Genomic DNA, 22,321 nt, shown 5'->3' with positions numbered 1-22,321 from the left:
TTCGTAAGCGATTTATCTTTTGTTCGTAAATAAAAAACTTTCGATTAGATCTCTTCGAGAAATATTTTGCATATTCCTCAATGCCGAAATCAAAGAGAAAGCATGGAGGCAACACTTATTAAAGCTTTAAAAATAAAAGATTATCTATTACTCCGCCATCAGAAATTGCAGATAACCATCCGCAGCGCAAACCCGGGATAAGGCAGACAAAGAACACATATGGGCAGAAAAGCTCAATCAGAATAAAATATTTCCCCTACAGCGAAATATCAGACCGTGACGATGTCGACACCGTGCCGGTCCAGCATGTCCCTGGCTGCATCCGAAAGTCCGGCATCGGTGAATGTGGCGACATCTTTGTCTCCGAATTCAAGAGGCACGGTACCCCGTCTCGAGAACTTGCTGCTTTCGGTGACCACAACCACACGGCCTGCATGTTGCGCCATATCGCACACGGTCTCGGCCCGCAGGGAATCACGGTTTGCAAATCCTGTCTCCTCGCTGTAACCGTCGGTGCCGGCGAACAGAATATCGACGTACATGCCCTTCAGACAACGCTCAACCATCGGTCCGACCATGACCTGCGCCGTCTGCTGGTATATTCCACCCAAAAGGATGATTTGGCTTTGGGATTTGCCACGCACATATCCGGCGACAAACGCGCTGTTGGTGATGATGGTGAGATCGTTTTTGGTCGAAACCAGTTCAGCGGCCAGCAAAGCACAGGTGCTGCCGTTCTCGATCATCACCGTATCGCCATCATGGACACACTGCGCTGCACGCTTGGCGATTTTCAGCTTTTCTTCGTAATGGTAGGCAAGCCGACTCTCCATGTTGTCAGCGCTTTTCAGCACGGCGAATCCGTGCTCACGATCGATGATGCCGCGCTTTTCGAGTCCACTCAGATCCTTGCGCATGGTGACTTCGGAAACCCCGAGTTCTTCGGCAAGCGCGGCGACCTCGATACGTTTGTGCTCGGTGAGCAGCTCGAGAATCCGGTTCGTCCTCGTTTCCATTGACCCGCCTTCCGTAATCAGGTTCACGCTTCGTCTACCCTGCCAGCCTAACACCCAATACCAAGGAATAACAAACAGATCGACTTTCGAACAAAAGCTTTTCGCTTACTCAGCCAAAGCCACTATTTTCGTTGACCCTATCAAAACAGTAATCACGAAACTGCTGGAAGAAAGTATTCGAAAGAAGAAACCTACAAGAAAGCCTCCACGCCCTCATCAAGATACACCTGCCTGAAATCCTCGATATCTTCGGGATGCGTGTTGGGTACACCCTTGAACGCGTAGTCTTCGCGACCCAGCAACTCGTACTTTGATTCGCCGAAATTATGGAACGGCAGCAGCTGCACTTTATCGACGCCTATTGCCTTGAGCTTACGAGCCATGCCCCTTGCATCCTCAAGCGAGTCATTGAAACCGGGAATGACGGGAGTACGAATCAAAAGGTCTTTGCCCGTTGACGCCGCATAGGCCATGTTCCTAAGAATCAGCTCGTTGCCGACACCGGTGCCCCGCTTGTGAAGGTCCGTGTCATATTGCTTCATATCCATGAAAATATGATCGAGATGCCCGATTGCTGCCCTGAAAACCTTTTCGGGCACATGACCGGTCGTCTCGATACTGGTGTCGACGCCACGAGCGTTGAGCTTATCGAGCAGCTCGACACAGAAATGTCCCCAAACCAACGGCTCACCGCCGGAAAGCGTGACACCTCCCCCACCTTCCTCGTAAAACGGCTCATCCTGCAGACATTCCTCAAGCACGTCATCACTCGTGCGCCTCACTCCGACAACAGAGAGACCGGGGCAATCCTTCAATGCTTCATCGACCTGCGCGTCGCCTATTTGCAGGCGAGTCACGTCCGGCCCTCGCCGCGCACCGGTTTTAATGAAACCGACTTTACGGGCGAGAGCATCGGAAGCGTCACAGCCATCGCAAGAACGCTCATCCCACTCAATCTCAGGAGTCTTCTTCTGACTCTCCGGATTGGAGCACCAGCCGCACCGCAATGGGCAGCCTTTGAGAAAGACCACGGTTCGTATGCCCGGTCCGTCGTTAAGACTGAATTTCTGAACATTGAAAACAATCGCTGATTCCAACATTGCCTCTTTCGAACGATGTGAAGTAGCGTAATTCATATCTAAAATTACGTTCAAAACTAATATAACTTACGTTCGTAATTAAAGCAAGGTTGAAAACACTTATCTAAATCCAACCCCGATTTTTTGATCTCGCTCCCGCCAATAGTCACTTCTTGCGCGCGATATGAGGTCAGCCGTGTAAAAGGTGACAATTAGCCTGTCTATTTGTCACCTTTTGCACATATCCGCCAAGCAAGCATGTAAAAAGCGACAAATACCCCAAGCCCACATCGCCGGCCGGCACTACGACGCGGCGCGAACGCCGCCAACGCCGAACGGCGCTGTGCCAAGGCATGAAAAAACCTCCGACGCCGAAACGTACGGAGGTTTTCAAAATTGCTTTCCGCGTTTTCACGCAACCACGCGCTGAACCTTGCCTGCCTTGAGGCACTTGGCGCACACGCGAACGCGGACGTTCTGTCCGTCGATAGTGGTGTGAACCGACTGAAGGTTCGGGTTGAAGGTGCGCTTATTGCGGATATGTGAATGCGAAACGCTGTAACCGGTCTGCGGTCCCTTGCCGCACACTGCGCAACGAGCTGCCATAATGGACTCCCTATACTGTTTTGACTTGCAAGTCTTGATGCCGTTATCCTGCGTTTTGGCGCACAACAGCGACACACAACTTACCAAGTATACAACCGGGGCCGACCAAGGGCAAAATGATGGGCAATCGACGCACCATAAACCCCCATGGTCGCCAAAAGATACCGTACGTATTCCTGTACTGGGCAACCATGAATCAGGGTGCGCGACAACATGATACGATCATTCACCGATTCCGCCGGAGCCCCGCCGTTTTCATGCGTTACCCGCACGCACCACCTGGATGACGGCATCGGCCACGGCGCAGATGATGCCGCCCACCGGCCACGTCAGCCAGAACGGGAAGCCCAGGAACCCCGGGCCCATGCCTGTTTCATGCCCCAAGAACAGCATCAGCAAGCCCAGCAATGTGGCCACCAACATGATGAAGGTGTCGATGGCGCCGCTCAGACGCGTATAGAACCGTTTGGGATGGCCAAACCGGTCGACCGTTGCGCCACCGTCCCGACCTCCACGTCCATCGTATAAACCCCGGGAGCCGCCGTTTGCCGCGTTGAGCCAGTCCTCGTGTCGTTCGCAACGCCTGTTGTAGCGATCGATCTTGATCCGCGAACGTTGCAATGAGCCGTAGATGAAACTTGCCACAGCGAGGGCGAACAGCAGCATCATCACAACCATCGGCCAACCACCGTCATCGCCGCCGATAGCAAAGACGGCATATCCAAGCTGGTTGATGACGATGCCCAGACACGCCTCGGCAACACCTCCGACAAGCGAAACAACGAAGACGGCATTGGCGCGCGTACGATCGCGATCGGTGTAGAAGTCCTCCACATACGGGTGCCTGCGCATGAAATCGCGGCGAGAAGTGGAGGCAAACAGGATAAGCGCCAATCCAACCACTGCGCCAAGGGCGACAAACGCGAACGAAAGCATATCCGTCAGCGGAGTATCGCAGTCCCCAAACCCGGCAGAGAAAGCCACGCCTACCGCCATCGCCCCGACACCTGCCGCCAGCTTCCATGCGAAGCCCTTCATCTGCGCGTCGTAGCCGGTGGCGTCCTTCACAGAACCATCGCCGACGAAGGCGGGAGCGGGAGCATCGGCCTGCACACCACCATTGATGTACCGCCGAGATGCATCATGCTCGAAATCAACGGAACCGGCATCACGACCCGGCCGACGCACGTCATCCATCGAACGAGACGCGCCACCGGAATCCCCCATGTCCGGTTTTCCCTGAACGGCAGGTGCCGATTTCCCTGAATCCAGCAAAACCGCACCACTTACGCGATCGGCATGACCACCGCCGGCTGTCGCCTCGCCAGGCTTTTGCACATCGCCCAAGACCAGATCATCGAGCGTGCAGCCGAACAGATCGCAGATCATCAGCAGCTTGTCCATCTCGGGATACGCCTTTTCGGACTCCCATTTGGAAATCGCCTGACGGGTGACGCCGAGCAGCATGGCCAACTGCTCCTGGGTCATATTGCGTCTGGATCGCAGATATTGAAGATTGTTCCGAAAACTCATCAGAACCCTTTCTCGTTGGTTTCCTCACCAGTATGCACCGAAACAGCATGCCGCGCTGCCAGCTTCCGGTTGCACCGTCGAAACGCAACCGAAAAGCGTGTCAACTCACGGTTGCATCCTTGATTTTCCAACCTTTACGAAACGGTTTGAACATAGCGTAGCCGCAGCTCGGACGTGGATCAACCATGAATTGAGACGCGGATTGAGAGACATAAAGTTTACGGATATACGGAAAAACTCGGGTCACCACCGGCCCATTGATCATCAGGAGCCTGGCTGCGAAGGCGACGATACGTCGCGCATGGCCCCTACCGCCGAATACTCGAACGATCTCCGATCCGGCCGCCGGAACCGGCCAAAGCCGATACAATACGAATCATGCATCTTTCATGTCGCCGCACCCGGCAACGCCATGGCCAAAGTCCGGAACTTCCGTCAGCCGCCAGCCGTGCCGACTCAAAATTATGCTCCCAGAATATTTTTCAAGTATCTTTTTTCACGATTATTCATCTGCTTTTCAGAAAAATCGACCTCGATAATATACCGTCATACGATTTTATCCGATGCATAAATTCTGTTGCATTCTTTAAATATGCAATCAACTTTTCAAATGCTACAACCGAAAACCAGAACGTTACGGTCGGGACATGTGGCGCACAACACATGCCATACCGTCCTTAAATCCCAACAGGCTCCTGACCGCTCACCGCGCCCTTCCCCGACCCCACGACCACAATCCTATGGTGTCGAACACAACGACGTCAACAACGAATCTCGCCGCATGTCAAGGCAAACCCGCCCATCATCATGTCACTTTGACGTATTGGAATGATTCACATTCTGAATCGAGCATTGAAGCAACGTGCTTGACCGATACATCGGCAAGCGAAACCAATAACAATCCGTTTATTATTCGCCGACTACGTTCTTCACGATGCCATCATCAGGACGACCTATTCTCGATTCCGGTCAACGCCAGCACGACCGTCGGCGATCCGGCAGGACAATCACCGATATGCACGGGCTCACCGTCGGCGGCCGAGCGGAAAAGACTCAGATTGTCGCTGACCTCGTTGGCCACGACAAGCATGTCGCCGACGGCCAGGATGTGCCGAGGACGCTTGCCGCCACTCGAGACGCCGCGACCCTTCCAGCTCGGATCGCCCTCTTCGGCCAGACGGCCCAACCTGTCGCCGTCCCAATACAACGTCACGATACGGTCGGAGCCCCGCAGCCCTACGTAAACATAACCGCGCGAGGACGGCGAAACCCCACCGTCCCCTTCAGAAACGCCAGGATGAACGGCAACAGGGACGAAAGCCAAGGAAGCGGCCTGATCGGGCCGTTCCCCTTTGTCGCCGCCGAGACTGACGGTTTGAGCCACCCGGAATTCCCCGGTCTGCCCATGGCCGCTCCCGCCTTGCCTCGCCTCGTCGCCTCCGTTCGGCTTAAGCACGGTGACCGTGCAGCCCCACTCATCGACGACGGCGACGCTCCAATCATCGTCTTCTTTGAGCTCAGCGGACGGCCCCGGCAAAACGTGCATGTCCCGCGGACCGGTGCCGGGGGCAAGACAGACGAATCCCGTACGAACCAGACGCGAACCGGCCCAGTGATGAATATGAATACGGTCGGCACCCAAATCAGTAGTGAGCACACGCCCGTCAGGCAGGGGAAGAATCCAATGCGCATGCGGCCCCTCTTGCGCCGGCAACGGCCCATGACGATCAGGGTCGCCATGCAGCACCTGCGCCACCGGCCCCAGCACATCACCCTCGCCGATAGGCAGAACGCAAACCGTGCCGTCCACATAATCGGCGGTAATCAGGTGACGGCCAAGTTGGGGATCAACGGCAATAGCCGCATGGGTAGGGCCGGACCCGGCAGGCAATTTCACCCGTGAAATCTCTTCGAGCGTCACTTCTCCGCTTTCGCCGAGATCACCGCTCGACGCGTTGCCCGACGCATCGCCCGGCTTGGCATCCTTATATACGATTCGCAACGCAGCCACTTCGTCCGTGTCTTCAAGGACCGCAAAAACCGTACCGCCTTGCCGCAGAAGCCAGGAGGGAGACGGCACCTCGGAGGCGACGCCAGCAGGTGTGATTGTTGGCGACAAAACAGAGATATCCGTTATATCGGTTTGAAATATTTTTCGTTCCCTTTTGACACCCATCGACGCATTCGAGGCCGTATTGACGTCGAACGTTTGTGCACCCGAACAAACAGGCAACGCCAATACATAGCGCTCGACGCCTTTGCTCTTTTCATGATGGATAGCACCGAATCCGCCAACCAATAACCGATACGCCTGAATTTTCATATTTTCAATCTATCGCGCCTTGAACCTTCAACCCAACACTGATAGCGTATTTTTAATTAATGTGACTTACATCACATTTTAAATTGCAGCAATGCAATAATACGTATAAAGAATTATGCTCTATAAATAATTTTATCCCGTTTAATATACATACGCATACGTATGCCGAACGCTGCGAAAGCCTCCCCTACGCGACAATCATCGTTTAACAAAAATCGTCAACCATTATCCTTTAGAATCAATACAGAAATTCTTCACATAGAATTTTCTCAATCATCAGGAGGCTCAGAATGTCTAGACCCCGACAAGACTCAAATCAATTGCCGGCTACGACACGTATGGAGAATGCGTTCTGGAAGTTGCTTGAGGAGCGCGATTATCCGAAAATCACCGTCACCGACATCGTCAATATGGCAGGCGTCAACCGTAACTCTTTCTATTATCACTATTGCAAACTCAACAATCTCGCCGAAACCGCCGTTCAGCACGCGGTCGAGGGCGTGAGACGAGCAATACCCGAATTCACCGATGACCCGTCCAAGGCGTGGAACGGCGTCGTTATGCAACTCATCGGCGTGCAGGCCAACCGTATCTATCTCGACCGTATTGCGTTGACCGTAGGCAGTCACACCTCCCCGTTCCTGCTGTTCACCGTGCACGACGCGATTCGCGACAGTTTCATCGAATGGCAGCATCTCGACCGGGATATGACGATCAACCAGGACGTCCTGCTGGAATTCTCGGTGGGCGGCCTGCTCTCGATATCCGCGATGTGGTCCAAGCTCGCCAAGGAGACGACCGTCGAACAGTGGAGCAACCTTGACGCAGCCGTGGTCGCGCGAACGCTCTATTTGGCGATCTCCGGCAACAGCATGCCCGGATTCTGGGTGCAGATGTTCCGCAGCGCGTTGGAGAAGGGCGACGGCTCCCTGCTGAAGTCCATCGCCGAAACCGAAAGCAAAGACAAGGATTTCAAGCGCGAGGTCGATGCCCTGCTTGAGGATCTTCAAAACATGCAGCATCAACATGCCGACGGTTTCAGGCCGAGCGCCACACTCATGGGCGGCATCAACCACACCGCCTGATCGACGTTTTCGCCAATCCAACAGACTTGAGCTCGACAAGGTAAGCTAAAGCGTTATGGAACAATTGCTGGGCTGGCTTAAGATGCACGATAGCCGCATCGTATTTTTGGTTATTGTCTTTGTTGTGGCCTTCGTAGCCGCAAAGGTGGTTTCCCGCTGGCTTAAGAAACTGCTCAATCATTCCGGCATCCCGAACGCGTCGATTTTCGTCAATCTCGCACTGGTGTCGATCTGGATCATTGCCGTGGCCATGGTTCTGCAGCCGGTTTTCGGTATCAACCCGACCACCATCGTCACCGCACTCGGCATTGGAGGCCTGGCCATCTCGCTGGGCTTGAAAGACACCATCGCCAACATCATCTCCGGTTTCGGGCTGATGATCGGTCATGTCATCCATCCCGGCGATCAGGTGCGCATCCAGGGCATCACGGGAACCGTCGAGGACATCACCTGGCGGCAGACCATGGTGCGCGAACGCAACGGCAACCAGCTCATCATCCCCAATTCGGTACTCAACACCTCGTCGCTTGAACGGCTGACGCCCGAAGGCGAAGCTTGCGTAAGCGTCGATTTCACCGTGAAGCCCGGCACCGATATCAAAACGGCGTCCAAACGCATCGCCAATGTTCTGCGGAGCGCAACGGCGGACATCACCAATCGCAACAATCCGCCGCAAATCAACTTCACTGGTTTCAGCGTCGACGGGGTGCAGGGCAAGGCCTTGCTGTTCGCCAATGCCGGGATCAATCAGGAACGGGTTCGCGATTGCGCCGTTCGGGCGTTGGCCAAGGAAGATTTCATCATCTGAAGCCTCAGCCCGATGCAGAGGTAATCACACTTTTGGGCGCAATTGTGTGATTACCTCTGCATATCCGAAACAAGCGCAGCGGTAATCACACTTTTCGCCGTAATTTCGTGATTATCTCTGCATATCCACACCAGGCGCAACGCGTAATCACACTCGCGGGCACAATCTGCGATTACGCGTTGAACAGCGCCGCAATCATCAGCAGCACGGACATGATGATGAAAATAATGACTCCCGGATTGGCAAGCACCGTTTTGGCACGGGTACCTCTGGGCAATTCCTCGGGCGCCCGGTAAAACACGAGTTTCTTGCGTTCGACGATCGCGATGACGATGCCAAGGACGAACATCACACCGTCAAATACCAGATAGGCTAGGAATGGCGTGACTTCGCCGCCATGGCCCACAGCGAACGCGTGCTTCATTCCGCTGACGATATCGGCATCAACGGCGCTTCTCACCGATTTGCTCATCGGCAGAAGCAGCACTTGCGGCAGGAATCCACCGAAGAAATTGAACGTCATATGCATGGCGATGGTGTAGCGCAACTTGCCGGTGCGCACGTAGGCATAAGCCAGCAACAGGCCGAAACCGAAAGCGTAGAAGAACTGGAAGAGGTTGCCGTGGAACAGGCCGAAGGCGAAGGCGGAGACCAGAATCGCCATTTTCTCGCCATATTGCTGCATGCGGTCGATCAACAGTCTGCGGAACAGCCATTCCTCGAAAATCGGGCCGATGATCACAGTGAACAGCAGAAGGCTTATCGGATCGAGGTTTTCGATGAGTTCGTTGATGCTGCTTTGCGCCTGATTGTTGGAAAGCAGGCCTGAAAGGATGTTGCCGATGATATTGCCGATATCCGCCAGCGGGAACGAAATCGCCATCAACGCGAGGAACATCCCCACACCCATATTGCTCGTTTTGCGTTTTACCTTGGGTATCGTGCGGAAAACCAACAGGGAAAGCGGAATCGCGATGGCGTAAAGCGGCCCGTTGCTCAGCAGGAACTCGGCCCACATGGGCAGCTTTGCAGGGTCGACGAACTGCCTCGTCACCTCCCCGATGACCGACACCAATGCGTACCACACCAGAACAACCAGATCCAGGGCATACCCGATGTTCGAGAACCGCTTGCGTACTTCGCCAAGCCATCCATACATCGCCGCCTGCCATGTCGGATTGGGCTGATTCCCGTAGCCACCGAAGCCCGTACGTGCGGGCGATTGCTGTCTGTATTGAAGCTGCGTTGGGTATTGGTAGCCCATGCCAGGTTGGAATTGCTGCGGCGGATACTGAGGCTGGTACTGGAATTGGGATTGAGGCTGAGGCTGAGGCTGGCCTTGGGGCTGCGCTCCAAGCTGCTGCGATGGATACGAAGGACATCCATAAGTCCGGTATTGCTGTGGCGGATACTGGACGTGCTGCTGATAGAACCGACTTGGCTGGCTCTGAGGCCGCGACTGACCTTGGGGCATCTGGCACTGCCGACCTTGCCGATACTCAGGTTGGCGCTGAGGCTGACTTTGCTGGTCTTGGTATTGCTGACCGAACTGGCGCTGAGACTGGCCTTGGTATGTCTGACGCCGGGATTGTTGGTCCTCGGCCTGCGCCTGATACGGCTGGTATTCCCGTAGCTGCGGCTGCTGATACGGCTGGGCTTGGGTCTGACCCTGATATTGCGGCGTGTATGGCTGCGTCTGGAACGCCTGAGGCTGCGGATAGTGATGTCGGGGTTGATACTGCGGCTGGGTCTGCGAAGGCTGTATCTGCGGCTGGGGCTGCGAATTCAACGCCCGATAGGCCGATTCCGGCTGATAGCGCGAAGGCTGCGACGAACCGGATTCTTCGTGCGTCCCCGATGGTGAAGTCTCTTCTTCAGGACGGTTGTCATCGTTCATATTGCGCCACACACCTTCTCGGATTACCGACCGATCCGCCTATACCCCCTCATTATATGAACCGGGATCTTGAGGGATCCTGAAAATGAGGCTATCAGCATTCAATCAGATCCATCAATCCATAACACACAGGATTACCTCAGCACGCCTTCGATGAGACGGGTGATCAGTTCGGTGTAGCCCACTCCGCTCGCCCCCCAGGCTTTCGGATACATCGAAATCGGGGTAAAGCCGGGCATGGTGTTGATTTCGTTGACCATCACTTCACCGCGTTCGGTGACGAACGTATCCACACGCGAAAGCCCTGCACCGTCGACAGCCTTGAACGCACGGACCGCAATCTCCTGCGCACGTTGCAACGTAGTCTCCGGCAGACTCGCCGGAACCTCGACGTGTGAAGCCGCGGAATCGGTGTATTTGCTATCGAAATCATAGAATTGGTCGTCGCCGGCAGCACGATGGTCGAGCACGATTTCGCCGGGCAATGCCGACTTCGGCTCCTGACCCGCCACCGGTGCGAGCACGGCGCACTCGATTTCGCGTCCATCGATGCCCTGCTCCACCAATACCTTCCAGTCGTGGTGCGACGCCTCGAAAAGCGCGGCGGCGAGTTCCTCCTCATCGCCCTTGTGCTCCAGCTTGGTCACGCCGAAACTCGAACCGGCCCGCGACGGTTTGACGAACAACGGGTAACGCAGTCTGGCCGACTTGATGCTTTTCATCGCCTCGGCGGCATCGCTGCTGAATCGGTCGGACGCATCGAAAGCACGGGTATCGAAGGTCACCCCCGGAGCGACGGGGATGCCGGCTTCGCTAAGAATAATCTTCGTGAATGCCTTGTCCATGCAGGCGGCCGAAGCGAAGACGCCACAGCCGACGTAGGGCACGCCCATCATCTCGAACAGGCCCTGCACGGTGCCGTCCTCGCCGTACGGGCCGTGCAGGACGGGAAACACCGCATCCACATAGCCCAACGAGGTCAGGGCGCCATTCTGTTCACGAACGTAGAAACCGTTGTTGCCGCGGGACATATCGAGAACCACCGGTTTGACGGTTGCATTGACATCGGCCTCATCGACGGTGGGCATCGCACCATCGGAACAATCGAAATCACGGGGATCGGTGCCGCCCATCACCCATTCCCCGGCCTTGGTGATGCCGATGGGTATGGGCTCGAAACGCTCGGTATCCATGGCCTTCAGGACCCCGGAAGCGGAAATGCAGGAAATCGAATGCTCGTCCGCCCTGCCACCATACAAAACCACCACGCGCTGCTTACGCATGTTCCCTCGCTTTTCTTAAGGAATCGAATCTGAATCCCAAGCCTACACGGCGTCAGAACGACACTCCGACGTCCTCCACGCTCATTCACAAAGCCGATGCAGAAAAACCGATACAGAAAAACCAATACAGACGAATGCGCACACCTCGTCAATCCACGACTTTGCGCACCCATACCGTATGACGGCATTTGCCGCTTTTACGCCCCTGCTGGACTCACCCAAATAAAACGCGACATTTGAACAGTTCATTTGCCGCTTTTATATGCCTTACGCAAGCGAGCAGGTAAAAGCGACCAATACAGCACCTTTGGGCCCGCGCCTTGATCGCCCCTAACCAGCTCTTAGACTTCAATCATTCTTCCGTGATGTCGCCCTTGAGGAGCTCATGCAGCATCTGCTCGCAGGATATGCCACGATTGAGCACATCGTTCATCGCACTGGCAAGCGGCGTCGGCACGCCAAGCTGTTCGCCCATGCGCACCACGGCCTGCGTCGTGGGCACACCTTCGGCCACACCGTTGCTGACCTTCGTGGCCTCCTCGACGCTCATGCCGCGGCCAAGGTTCGCCCCGAATGTATAGTTACGGCTCAACGGCGAACCGCAAGTGGCAACGAGGTCCCCCACGCCGGCAAGGCCCAGGAACGTCTTGTCTTCGGCGTGCGAAGCCCTGCCAAGCGCCGCGAGTTCAGCAAGCCCGCGCGTCTCGATCATCGCGGCCGTGTTCTCGCCGTATCCTGCGCCGCGGGCCATACCCACCGCGAGCGCCACGACGTTCTTGAGCGATCCGCACATTTCCACACCGATGACGTCCGTGGTGACAAACGCCTTGAAATAGGGGGTCTGGCAGGCCTGCGCCACGATCTTGGCATTGTCGATGCTCTCGCAGGCCACCACTGTGGCACCGGGCTCGCGGTCGGCTACCTCTTTGCTCAGGTTCGGCCCGGAAATCGCGACGAAACGCTCAGCCGGCAGGTCGCCCAACGCCTCACACACCACTTCGTCCATACGCTTGCCGGTGGTTCGCTCGATCCCCTTCATCAGTGAAACCACGATGGCCTTGGAGTCGATGAGCGGCGCGAAAAGCTCCAGTGCCTCACGCGCGTGCTGGGCCGCGATGGCGACCACCACAATCTGGGCGTCCTTCACTGCTTCCGCCCGATCGCCGGTGGCGGTCATGCTATCCGGAAGTCGCTTGACGCTGGGAAGGCGCATTTCGTTGCAGTGGTTGTCGCGTATGCCTTTCACGATTTCCGGCTCACGCGCCCACATCATCACGTCATTGCCCGCATCCGCGAGCACCTGGCCGAACGCCGTCCCCCAAGCGCCTGCCCCAAGTACTGTCGTCTTCATAATCTGCTCCTTCGCATCCACGATGCAACCCATAATAGCGTCAATCACCTATCAAGGGCCATGCCAATCCTTCGGATGCCACCGCCTTCAAGAACCTAACCATTGTGCCGCAACCCATGTAATTTCATCAATCCGTACCTCGCGCGGCCCACAGACCCCACATTTCCTCCTTCATATGCACGCAACCGCCCCTTCCCCGTTTCGCGCAACCCTCATTCCTCATTCAGTGGGGATGTTGGTGGCACCAAGATACCCATTTTCAAGCAAAATTCACAAATATTCATCGAAATTCGCCTTCTTGGTGCACCAAGAAGGCCTTTTTAGGGCAAATCGACGGCAATTCATCAAAAAAGGCAGGGGTTGGCGGCACCAAGATGGCTGATATCGGAGAGATGAAGACGATTGAGGCGAGTGAGACGATTGAGACACAATGCTGGCAATCTGATTACGCCAGGAATAGCCCGCCTGCATCACAGGTTCACCATCATTGGCAACAGAACCGATACACCACGTTCATAAACCACCGGCAACGTCTACGCCCGACCGATACACCACGTTCATAAACCACCGGCAACATCTACGCCCGACCGATACACCACGTTGATGCCATCACGGTCATATCGGGCGATTCCATGGCAGCACCTGCACGCGAAGCGATACGCCAGCACCACGATCTGCGAAATCAGCGACGTGGTTTGCGGCTCATCGTCCGGAAATCCCAATAGCCCTCGGCGGGAGGCTCCTCGCCGCGAATCTCGGCCATAATGGTCTCCATCCGTTCACGGATACGTGTCGTCAGTTCCGTAACCAGCTCCATCGGCGGCTCGGCACCCCAGGAATCGCTGTCTTTGAGCAGGTCACCGTAGTCGAGCACGTCGTCGTAGCACATCACCACGTTCTTGCGCGGCCACGGCCACCAATGGTTGATGCTCGCCGCCCCCCACGTCACCGCGCAATAGAGCGGCACCTGGAAGCCAAGCCGACGCGAGGACTCGAGCGCGATGATGCCGACGCCATCCTTGAGACTCATCGGCCATTTGAGCGGGTCGCGCGAAAGCGTGCCTTCCGGCCATACAGTCAGCGGACGGCCGGAAGTGATGATATCGATGGATTCCTTTTCGATTTCCAAGGCTTTACCGCTACGCCGCGGCACCGGTTGCATGCCCACCAGCTGGAACCACTTACCGATAATCGGCCAATGCGCCATCTCCGCCTTCGCCATGTAACGCGGACGACGGCCCATGTGGAACAATGCATCCATGGGAACAAAAACGTCATACATCGTCACATGCGTGGCGGCAGTGATGAACGTCCCGGTTTCGGGCACGCGCTCGAGCCCCCACGCGTAGACCTTGCTGTGCGCGCGCAACACTGCGGAGACGGCGTCGAGCAAGCGCTTGGTACCCTTGGGATTCTGCGCCTCGATCTCGGCGGTGTTCGCTTTGCGCGGGCCGGTCGGGAAATACTGCGTCGGATCGACCAAGTGATGGCGACGCCCCAGAAGTTCTACTTGCGCATCGCTCAACGGTTTGACACTCGAACGCGGGGAAGGTTTTCCTTTGGAAGTCATGTCTCCATTGTGCCTCGGGGCGGCGAACTCGCGTTGCAGGTTGACCATTTGAGGAAGGCAAACCACGCTAGCCACGAACGACATCAGACGCTGAAGGCATTCGCGTCAGGCATTAATCGCACAAGCCGAATCTGCGTCGCCGAGCAAGTCAACCGCACAAATTTCCATTCTTGCCACAACACACCCACTCAATACCGACCGTCGGTATGTATAATGACAATAACGGCTTATCTCATGGCTACAACACACAGCAAGGCCCAGCCTATGGTCCCACTGCCGTGTCGACCGTCGACAATCCGCCGAAGCCACAAGGAGGCACCGCATGGCACGCAACGCACATCCGGAAGTGACCAGACGCCGCATACTGGATGCGGCACAAAAACTGTTCGCCGCCAAAGGCTACGAAAACACCTCGGTCCAAGACATCATCGACGAACTCGGAGACCTCTCAAAAGGCGCGATATACCACCATTTCAAGTCCAAACTGGACATCCTCGAAGCCGTCAGCGCCGCGGACAACCAAAAAGCTCTCGACCGCTACGCCGCCGTCCTGAAACGCAAGGACTTGAACGGCCTACAGAAAATCCGCGAGCTCATTCTTTCCAACATCACCGACCCCGAACACATCGAACGGCTGAGGGGCACGCTCTGTACCATCGAGGATCCGCAGGAAATGTCCGCAAGCCTCCACGCCTGGACGCGCATCCTGCCAAAAGACATGCGCACGCTCATCGATTGCGGCATTGAGGACGGCTCGATCATCACGGATTACCCGCAGGAGGCCGCCGAACTCATCACCTTGCTGATGAATCTATGGTTCCTGCCGAATTTCTACCCCGGTACCCGCAGCGTTTTACGGCACCGCTCGCAATGCCTGGCCACCATCTGTGTTTCGCTCGGTGTGCCGGTAATCACCCGTGACATGACCGAGCAGTTCGCCGATTTCTATGCGCAGATTCAAGGTTCGGAAACCGGCAATGCAGCGGTTGACAACCGCGATGCCGATAACGCAACCGAAATCGGTGCCATCGATGACAACAACGGCACCGACGATGCACAGAAACCCTGAAAGCTGAGGAGCGCACGAAACACCGACAGCAAAGAGCCGCGAGGACAAAGCCATTCAACAGCCTCACCCAGTAACCAGAACGTTTCGCAAGCCCCTCACCAGCCAGCCCCCGCAAGCTCCTCACTCTTCAGTTCCCCGCAAGTCCCGCACCCATCTGCCAGCTATATACGTCCGCCCGGAGGCAGCAACCTATATAAAAAAATTATCATTCATTTACATACCGTCGGTCGGTATGTATTGAAGAAAATGTTGTTAGGAAGCAATATGAAAGACAGCGCCAATACCAATACCCGCCACTCCGCAAACAAACCGGCCCTCAAAAACCAAGCATTTGAGAATCAGACCCTCCTCGACACGGCCAATAGCAATACCCGCCACTCCGCAAACAAAACAGCACCGGAAGACTCGACCTCCTTTGAAACCCCCATAGTGGCAAAACCGGGGCGAGAAGACGAAACGGATGGCAACGAATCTGAACAGAACTGCCAACCATCGGCACCCTCACCGCTGCGCTCCGGCAACTTCGTCCTGCTCATCGCCGGACAGGGGCTCTCGCTGTTCGGCAACACCATGCTGCGCTTCGCGATGTCGATGTGGGTGCTCGACGAAACCGGCTCAGCCACCGTTTTTGCGACGTTGCTTTCCATCTCCATTATTCCGACCATTGCCTTGATGCCGTTCGGCGGCGTCATCGCCGACCGCGTCAACCGCCGCACCATGATGGTCGTGCTCGACGCCGTCAGCGGCTGCGTGGTGCTCGCCGCAACCCTTGCGTTCGGCTTCATGCAAGTCCACACCATCGTCTCGATCGCGGTGCTGCTCATCACGCTTTCCGTCCTCGATGCGCTCGAATCCCCCACCGTCAGCGCCGCCATCCCCCAGATGCTCGGCAGAAGCAACGCCGTGCTGTTGCGTCGCGCCCAAGCGATTTCCAGCCAGGTCAACGCCATCATGCAGATCATCCCGACCTTCGCCGGCGGTGCGCTGTACGCGCTGATCGGCATCCGCACCATGATGGCCGCGACCACCATCTGCTTCTTTCTGACCGCCGGCCTGGAATGTTTCATCAAACTGAATCCGGTACGCCGCGCCGATAGAGCCGCAACGCATCAAGACCAATCCACATTGAACTACAGAAAAGCGAACAGAACCGGGACTCGCACAACTGCCATAGAAAACGGATGTCTCGTCCGAACTTCCGAAACGTCTCTCGACACTACGAGAACAGATGGTTCGGCATCAGCAGCGCCATTAGCAGCGCCACCATTACAATCGGCCTACGATAATCCACCTGCCTGCCGGCATATCCTCGCGGTCTTCCTTGCTGATACCCGTGATGCCGCTACGTTTCTCAAGGCCAACCCGACCCTGCTGGAACTCTGCGCCGTCATCGCCGCCCTGAATTTCTTCTTGAGCGGCGTCTCCTCCGTCGGCTCACCGTATATCATCCGCACCGCGCTGCGTTTCGGCGCGGACGTCTACGGTTATTGCGACGGGATCATGAGCATCGTCTCGCTGCTCGACACCCTGCTGACCACGGCACTGGCCGCCAAGCTTTTGATGCGACACGTGCCAGCGACCATCGCTGCCTCCGCCCTCTGTTTCGCGCCTATCGCCGTGGTCTTCACGCTGCCGATAGGGAGGCCCGCAAAACTGGTCACGTTCATCGCTTCGTTCTGCCTGCTCACCCTGGCCATCGACTTCACCAACATCATTGTCAGCCCGACCCTGATAACGCTGATTCCCGACGAACTGATGGGCAAGATCATGGCGCTCGTCAACGCTGTCTGCATATGCGCGGCGCCGCTGGGCCAGATGACGTATGGGCTGCTGTTCGACCGCGCGGCGATCGCGCCGATCACGGCCGGCACCGGCATATGCCTAGCGATTGGCGCGTTCATTCTTACGCCAATGTGCAGAAGATTTGGGCGCGAAGAATCCGCCCAGCAATAATCCAACCGGCACAATTCTTTGCCTGCTCAACGTGGCGACCGTCTAGGAGACTGTCTCAATTCGTCTTTTCATCTGCTTGCTCGGTATACCTACGTAAAAGCAACATTGAGACGGTCTATTCGTGTCTTTTACTTCCTCAGCTCAAGCAAGTAAGCAAGCAAAAGGCACCAATAAAAACCGACCGAGAACGAAGGACACCCATCAACCGATTTTTCACTCTCGTCACAGACAGGAACCACTGGCGAACAGCGCGATTACTTCTGCGGCGGAGCGGGAGGCGCACCGACTAGGCCGAGCCGGGTCAGTGGGGAGGCGGTCAGCTGGCGAATGGCGAGCGTAAGGCCGAACATCAGGCAACCCACACCGAGAATGGCGGCCATGGTCAGCGCGCACGCACCGTTCTTGGCCCACATCGCCATCATGTCGAGCCCCGGATAGATCTGCCAAAGCATGTAGCCGGCATAAGCGCACGAGACGAGGCCGAAGGTGATCATGATACTGCCGACAATCTGGATGCTGGCCGACGACATGCGGCTGCCGGGGCTGTCCATCCCGGATTTGCGCGTGAACGCGAGCGCCAGCATCATCAGCCCACCACCAATCAACAGCGACATCAGCACGTCGGAGGGGCGGTGCCAGCGACCGACGATCAGCGACGCGGCGACAATGACGCCGTATGCTCCCCCAAGCAACGCGACCAGCGCACGCCAGACGCGAGGAACCGCGACGAGCAGCACCAGCACCGCCCCCACGGCAAGCAGCGTATGCCCCGATGGAGCGCTGTTTTCATGAGTGGAAAGAACGCGGATGATCATCGGCCGCGGCAACAGCCGTTTGAGCCAAGCGGCACCATACGCGACTACACCGAACACGGCCATCTGGCCGATCAGCCACCAGCGCTTGCGAACCGCCGCGACGATGAACGCGAGCACGGCAATGGCCAGGCTGATGGCCACGATCACCACGCTACGGTTGAGCACATGCGCCGTCGCGATAATCCAGCCGGGAGCGCTCGTATTGAAACTTTGCCATACGATTTCGTCAAAACTCTGGCCTTCCATGGTGTGCACACCGAACCAATAGATCGCGGCCGCAGAGGCGAAGCAGAGCAGGGCAAGCACCACGGCGAGCACGCAGCTGGACACACGCGGGTGGACGGTCAACGGATCGATCCGGGCGAGCCCCTTTTCGATCTCATCCTCTTCTTTGGATGCGCCGTCGTTCGAGATCGCAGAGGAAAACTCGGCATTGGACTTACTCGCACTTGCGCCGACGGCGGAGGAACTGCTCGTCGAAGTGCTGCCACCATCATCAAACACGGCATTCTCGCTGCCGAACGCAACGAAGTTCACGGGCTCACGCTCGGGCTGAGGCTGGGACTGAGACTCGGACTGAGACTGAGACGAAGATTGAGCTGAGACCGGAATCGATGCCGAAGGAGCGGCCGGAGCCGCAGCCGGGCTCGAAGTCGAAGCTGAAGCCGAACTCTCGGCTGGCGATGCAGCAAACGGTTCATCCGCGTGTCGGGCCTCGTCCAAAGCGCCATGAGACGTTCCCGCTTGGGCGGCACCTGCCGGATGATCAGGCGATCGCCCTTCTGCGGACGACTCCGTTTGCGCTTCGTCAAACGCCGGCACGGCACTTTGATCCCGCGCCGGCGCATCAACCTGCGAACCCGGCGAAACCGGCGCATCAACCCGCAGCCGAGGAGGAGCAGGAATCCTGATTCCGGTCTGATTACGCGGCGAAGGTTCTTGAGAGTTGCCGGCCGTTGCGGCCTGCCCAATGGAATCGTCAGTCATGGCTTTCAGTGTAGATGGCGCAGACTACGAGCGCACCTCCCCCCGCATCTCAAGCCGGAATATCCACAAGTCGTTCGCCTGCCCGTGCCATCGATTTGCGCCGAGCAGATAAACCATACCGGCAACATCGAGTTCAAATCCCGGCATACGGCACATCAGGCAGTTCTGGGACGCGACACGTCAAACACCGTTGATACATGAGCCGCGTAGACCAAACCGCGCCGAACGTAAAAGGAGACCCGCCGAAACGGGTCTCCTGCAAGTCCAATCCGAACAGCAGATAACTTCACAACTCCATCGTCGTAACGGTAAGCTTTATCATCGGCCCGTTCAACGTAATAGTCATCGAGACCTTGTCTTTTTGTGGATCTGCCCTGTTCAGTTGTACTTGTAGTTCATATTATGTACCATCCAGCTGCCATACACAAGCCAAAACCACCGTTTGTGCGTTAATGGTAGCTAACGTCCCCTTCCAGCCTGCAATGCACACATAATGTCACTGTTTGTCCTCTTAGAAGAGCCTATTGTGAGTTTCTGTCTGTTTGCTATTCTCATAGCATAACTATCGGAAATCGCTGGGCCAAATGCCGAAATAATGCGTGCCATTGATGCACATTCCGGGCAAATGGCGGTGGATGAGCAATGAGTTATCCACATATGGTGAATTTTGCGGTTACAGGCTTCCATAGCTCTACGGTAATGCTTAGAGTAAGGATATGGCACAGATTTTTGACGCACCTTCGAAGGCATTGCTCCGCAGCCAGATTGCCGAGCACATCGCCGAAACCGAGAAGTCCGACAAGCGCAAGGCGCTGCCGGAAGAACAGCCCCTGCCGCCGGACCGTTATTTCGACCGCGAGCTGAGCTGGCTCAAATTCAACAAGCGCGTCCTCGAGATGGCGGAGGACCCCGAAGTCCCGCTCCTGGAACGCGCCAACTTTGCCGGCATTTTCGCCTCGAACCTCGACGAGTACTTCATGGTGCGCGTCGCCGGACTCAAACGCCGCATCGATACCGGCATCGCCGTGACGAGCGCCTCAGGCCTGAGCCCGCGCCAGCAGTTGCGCTCCATCAGCGAAACCGCACACGAGCTGCAGACCGAGCACGCCAACGAGGCCATCAAGCACATCCTGCCTGAACTGGCCCGCGAACACATCGTTCTGCTCAGTTGGGACCGGCTCACCAGCGCCGAGCAGGAACGGCTTTCACGCTATTACCGCCAGCAGGTCTTCCCGGTCCTGACACCGCTCGCCTTCGACCCCGCGCATCCGTTCCCCTACATTTCCGGCGGATCGCTGAACCTCGCCGTATTGGTGGAGAACCCGAACAGCGGCAAGACGCATTTCGCGCGCGTCAAGGTGCCCGACAACCTGAACCGTCTGGTGCCCGTCGACGACCTGACCGACGAGGAGAGCCGCGAGGAACGCTATGGCTTCATCACCATGGAGAACCTCATCATCGCCCACCTCGAATCGCTCTTCCCCGGCATGATCATCAAGGAGGCGCGTTCCTTCCGCGTCACCCGCAACGAGGATATCGACGTGGAGGAGGATGACGCCGAAAACCTCCTGAACGCCATGGAGAAGGAACTGCTTCGCCGCCGCTTCGGGCCACCGATCCGCCTCGAGATCAGCGACGCCACCAGCCCGTTCCTCTCCCAGCTTCTGGCACGCCGTCTGCGCGTCAACGAGGAGGAGATCTTCCGTCTTCCCGCGCCGTTGGACATGAAGCTCATGTTCGAGCTGCAGGACATCGACCGGCCGGACCTCAAGAACAAGCCGTTCATCCCCACCACCAACCGTCAGATCGCCACCGTCGAGTCGAGCCGTGCGCAGGATATCTTCGCCGCCATTCGCGAGCGCGACATCCTTCTGCACCACCCTTATGATTCGTTCTCCACTTCGGTGCAGGCCTTCCTGGCCCAGGCCGCGGCCGATCCGAGGGTGCTGGCCATCAAACAGACGCTCTACCGGACTTCCAGCAATTCGCCGATCATCGACGCACTGGTCGATGCCGCGCAGGCCGGCAAACAGGTCCTGGCACTGGTCGAGATCAAGGCACGCTTCGATGAAGACGCGAACATCGCGTGGGCCCGCAAGCTCGAACGCGCCGGCGTCCACGTCGTCTATGGCATCGTGGGTCTGAAGACCCACTGCAAGCTTTCGCTGGTCGTGCGTCAGGAAGCGGACGGTCTGCGTCGCTACTGCCACGTCGGCACGGGCAACTACAACCCGAAAACCGCCCGCCAGTATACCGATCTCGGCCTGCTGACCTGCGATCCAGTGGTCGGGCAGGACTTGACCCGCCTGTTCAACCAGCTTTCCGGTTACGCGCCGCGCTCCAGCTTCCATCGCCTGCTGGTCGCCCCGCGCACGTGCCGCAGCGGCCTCATCCAGCGTATCCGCCGCGAGGAGGACGCGGCACGGGCCGGTCATGAAGCCTGGATCAAGATCAAGGTCAACTCCATCGTCGACGAAAAGACCATCGATGCGCTCTATCGTGCCAGCCAGGCCGGGGTAAAGATCGACATCGTCGTACGCGGCATCTGCGCGCTCAAACCGGGAGCCCCGGGCCTGAGCGAGAACATCCGGGTGCATTCCATCCTCGGTCGTTTCCTCGAGCACAGCCGTATCTACGCCTTCGCCAATTCCGCAGGCCCGCAAATCGGCGAGGGACCGACGGCCGGTCCGGAAGTCTGGATCGGTTCGGCCGACCTGATGCACCGCAACCTTGACCGTCGAGTAGAGGCCTTGGTGCGCGTCACCGACCCCGAGGAGGTGGCCTCGCTCATCGACTATGTCGACCTGCAGATGGCCGATACCACCTCGTCATGGCACATGCAACCGGACGGCACCTATATCCGCCATTCGCACGATTTGGACGGCAAGCCTCTGGTCGATTGCCAGGAGCTGCTGATCAAGACCCATCAACGTGGCCGCAAGTAAG

General features: G+C 57.0%; 14 protein-coding genes and 1 pseudogene. 5 read left to right on the top strand and 10 right to left on the bottom strand.

What is annotated here, in order from left to right:
- Window positions 1-269: 269 nt before the first annotated feature.
- The 5 genes and pseudogenes from OZX64_RS01535 to OZX64_RS01515 all read right to left on the bottom strand — a co-directional run bounded on the left by OZX64_RS01535 (window position 270) and on the right by OZX64_RS01515 (window position 6,353).
- A complete protein-coding gene (locus tag OZX64_RS01535) occupies window positions 270-1,016 on the bottom strand; it encodes a DeoR/GlpR family DNA-binding transcription regulator (protein ID WP_277156386.1) in 747 nt (248 codons plus the stop codon).
- 191 nt (window positions 1,017-1,207) lie between these two features.
- Window positions 1,208-2,116 (bottom strand): glycyl-radical enzyme activating protein, encoded by a 909-nt coding sequence (locus OZX64_RS01530; RefSeq protein WP_277173338.1) that lies wholly within the window; start codon window positions 2,114-2,116, stop codon window positions 1,208-1,210.
- Between the two features lie 390 nt (window positions 2,117-2,506).
- Window positions 2,507-2,701, bottom strand: a complete 195-nt coding sequence (gene rpmB / locus OZX64_RS01525) for a 50S ribosomal protein L28 (RefSeq protein ID WP_277156388.1) — start codon at window positions 2,699-2,701, stop codon at window positions 2,507-2,509.
- A gap of 1,326 nt (window positions 2,702-4,027) precedes the next feature.
- Window positions 4,028-4,234: pseudogene (locus OZX64_RS01520) on the bottom strand (helix-turn-helix transcriptional regulator); the annotation flags it as partial.
- 943 nt (window positions 4,235-5,177) lie between these two features.
- Window positions 5,178-6,353, bottom strand: a complete 1,176-nt coding sequence (locus tag OZX64_RS01515; RefSeq protein WP_277173336.1) for a beta-propeller fold lactonase family protein — start codon at window positions 6,351-6,353, stop codon at window positions 5,178-5,180.
- Window positions 6,354-6,877: 524 nt separating this feature from the next.
- Here OZX64_RS01515 and OZX64_RS01510 point away from each other — a divergent pair.
- A complete protein-coding gene (locus tag OZX64_RS01510) occupies window positions 6,878-7,642 on the top strand; it encodes a TetR/AcrR family transcriptional regulator (protein WP_277173334.1) in 765 nt (254 codons plus the stop codon).
- Window positions 7,643-7,697: 55 nt separating this feature from the next.
- Window positions 7,698-8,450 (top strand): mechanosensitive ion channel domain-containing protein, encoded by a 753-nt coding sequence (locus tag OZX64_RS01505; protein ID WP_277156392.1) that lies wholly within the window; start codon window positions 7,698-7,700, stop codon window positions 8,448-8,450.
- Between the two features lie 172 nt (window positions 8,451-8,622).
- Here OZX64_RS01505 and OZX64_RS01500 read toward each other — a convergent pair whose 3' ends face one another.
- From OZX64_RS01500 to OZX64_RS01485, 4 genes are all read right to left on the bottom strand, one after another.
- Window positions 8,623-10,347 carry a CPBP family glutamic-type intramembrane protease gene (locus OZX64_RS01500; protein ID WP_277173332.1) on the bottom strand — a complete coding sequence of 575 codons (1,725 nt, stop codon included), beginning with the start codon at window positions 10,345-10,347 and terminating at the stop codon, window positions 8,623-8,625.
- A gap of 134 nt (window positions 10,348-10,481) precedes the next feature.
- A complete protein-coding gene (locus tag OZX64_RS01495; protein ID WP_277173330.1) occupies window positions 10,482-11,630 on the bottom strand; it encodes a D-alanine--D-alanine ligase family protein in 1,149 nt (382 codons plus the stop codon).
- A gap of 352 nt (window positions 11,631-11,982) precedes the next feature.
- Complete coding sequence (locus OZX64_RS01490; protein WP_277173328.1) at window positions 11,983-12,981, bottom strand: NAD(P)H-dependent glycerol-3-phosphate dehydrogenase; 999 nt, start codon at window positions 12,979-12,981, stop codon at window positions 11,983-11,985.
- 682 nt (window positions 12,982-13,663) lie between these two features.
- On the bottom strand, window positions 13,664-14,551 hold the full coding sequence (locus OZX64_RS01485; RefSeq protein ID WP_277173326.1) for a lysophospholipid acyltransferase family protein: 888 nt from the start codon (window positions 14,549-14,551) through the stop codon (window positions 13,664-13,666).
- A 322-nt stretch (window positions 14,552-14,873) separates the two neighbouring features.
- Between OZX64_RS01485 and OZX64_RS01480 the strand changes: the two genes are divergently transcribed.
- Together OZX64_RS01480 and OZX64_RS01475 are read left to right on the top strand one after the other, a co-directional pair.
- On the top strand, window positions 14,874-15,620 hold the full coding sequence (locus OZX64_RS01480; RefSeq protein WP_277173323.1) for a TetR/AcrR family transcriptional regulator: 747 nt from the start codon (window positions 14,874-14,876) through the stop codon (window positions 15,618-15,620).
- A 264-nt stretch (window positions 15,621-15,884) separates the two neighbouring features.
- Entirely contained in the window at window positions 15,885-17,573 is a 1,689-nt protein-coding gene (locus OZX64_RS01475) for an MFS transporter (RefSeq protein WP_277173321.1), read from the top strand.
- Between the two features lie 254 nt (window positions 17,574-17,827).
- On the opposite strand, the gene OZX64_RS01470 is transcribed toward OZX64_RS01475, so the two are convergent.
- Complete coding sequence (locus tag OZX64_RS01470) at window positions 17,828-19,375, bottom strand: phosphatase PAP2 family protein (protein ID WP_277173319.1); 1,548 nt, start codon at window positions 19,373-19,375, stop codon at window positions 17,828-17,830.
- A gap of 716 nt (window positions 19,376-20,091) precedes the next feature.
- Here OZX64_RS01470 and OZX64_RS01465 point away from each other — a divergent pair.
- Window positions 20,092-22,320, top strand: coding sequence for an RNA degradosome polyphosphate kinase (locus OZX64_RS01465; RefSeq protein WP_277173317.1), 2,229 nt, complete (start codon window positions 20,092-20,094; stop codon window positions 22,318-22,320).
- The last annotated feature ends 1 nt before the right edge of the window (window position 22,321 follow it).

Source organism: Bifidobacterium sp. ESL0704 (assembly GCF_029392075.1).
Lineage (GTDB): Bacteria > Actinomycetota > Actinomycetes > Actinomycetales > Bifidobacteriaceae > Bifidobacterium.
This window is presented reverse-complemented; position numbering and strand designations above follow the sequence as displayed.

Coding starts and splice junctions, on each gene's coding strand:
- OZX64_RS01535 (WP_277156386.1), bottom strand. CDS start 1,016: ATGGAAACGAGGACGAACCGGATTCTCGAGCTGCTCACCGAGCACAAA.
- OZX64_RS01530 (WP_277173338.1), bottom strand. CDS start 2,116: ATGTTGGAATCAGCGATTGTTTTCAATGTTCAGAAATTCAGTCTTAAC.
- rpmB (WP_277156388.1), bottom strand. CDS start 2,701: ATGGCAGCTCGTTGCGCAGTGTGCGGCAAGGGACCGCAGACCGGTTAC.
- OZX64_RS01505 (WP_277156392.1), top strand. CDS start 7,698: ATGGAACAATTGCTGGGCTGGCTTAAGATGCACGATAGCCGCATCGTA.
- OZX64_RS01500 (WP_277173332.1), bottom strand. CDS start 10,347: ATGAACGATGACAACCGTCCTGAAGAAGAGACTTCACCATCGGGGACG.
- OZX64_RS01495 (WP_277173330.1), bottom strand. CDS start 11,630: ATGCGTAAGCAGCGCGTGGTGGTTTTGTATGGTGGCAGGGCGGACGAG.
- OZX64_RS01490 (WP_277173328.1), bottom strand. CDS start 12,981: ATGAAGACGACAGTACTTGGGGCAGGCGCTTGGGGGACGGCGTTCGGC.
- OZX64_RS01485 (WP_277173326.1), bottom strand. CDS start 14,551: ATGACTTCCAAAGGAAAACCTTCCCCGCGTTCGAGTGTCAAACCGTTG.
- OZX64_RS01480 (WP_277173323.1), top strand. CDS start 14,874: ATGGCACGCAACGCACATCCGGAAGTGACCAGACGCCGCATACTGGAT.
- OZX64_RS01475 (WP_277173321.1), top strand. CDS start 15,885: ATGAAAGACAGCGCCAATACCAATACCCGCCACTCCGCAAACAAACCG.
- OZX64_RS01470 (WP_277173319.1), bottom strand. CDS start 19,375: ATGACTGACGATTCCATTGGGCAGGCCGCAACGGCCGGCAACTCTCAA.
- OZX64_RS01465 (WP_277173317.1), top strand. CDS start 20,092: ATGGCACAGATTTTTGACGCACCTTCGAAGGCATTGCTCCGCAGCCAG.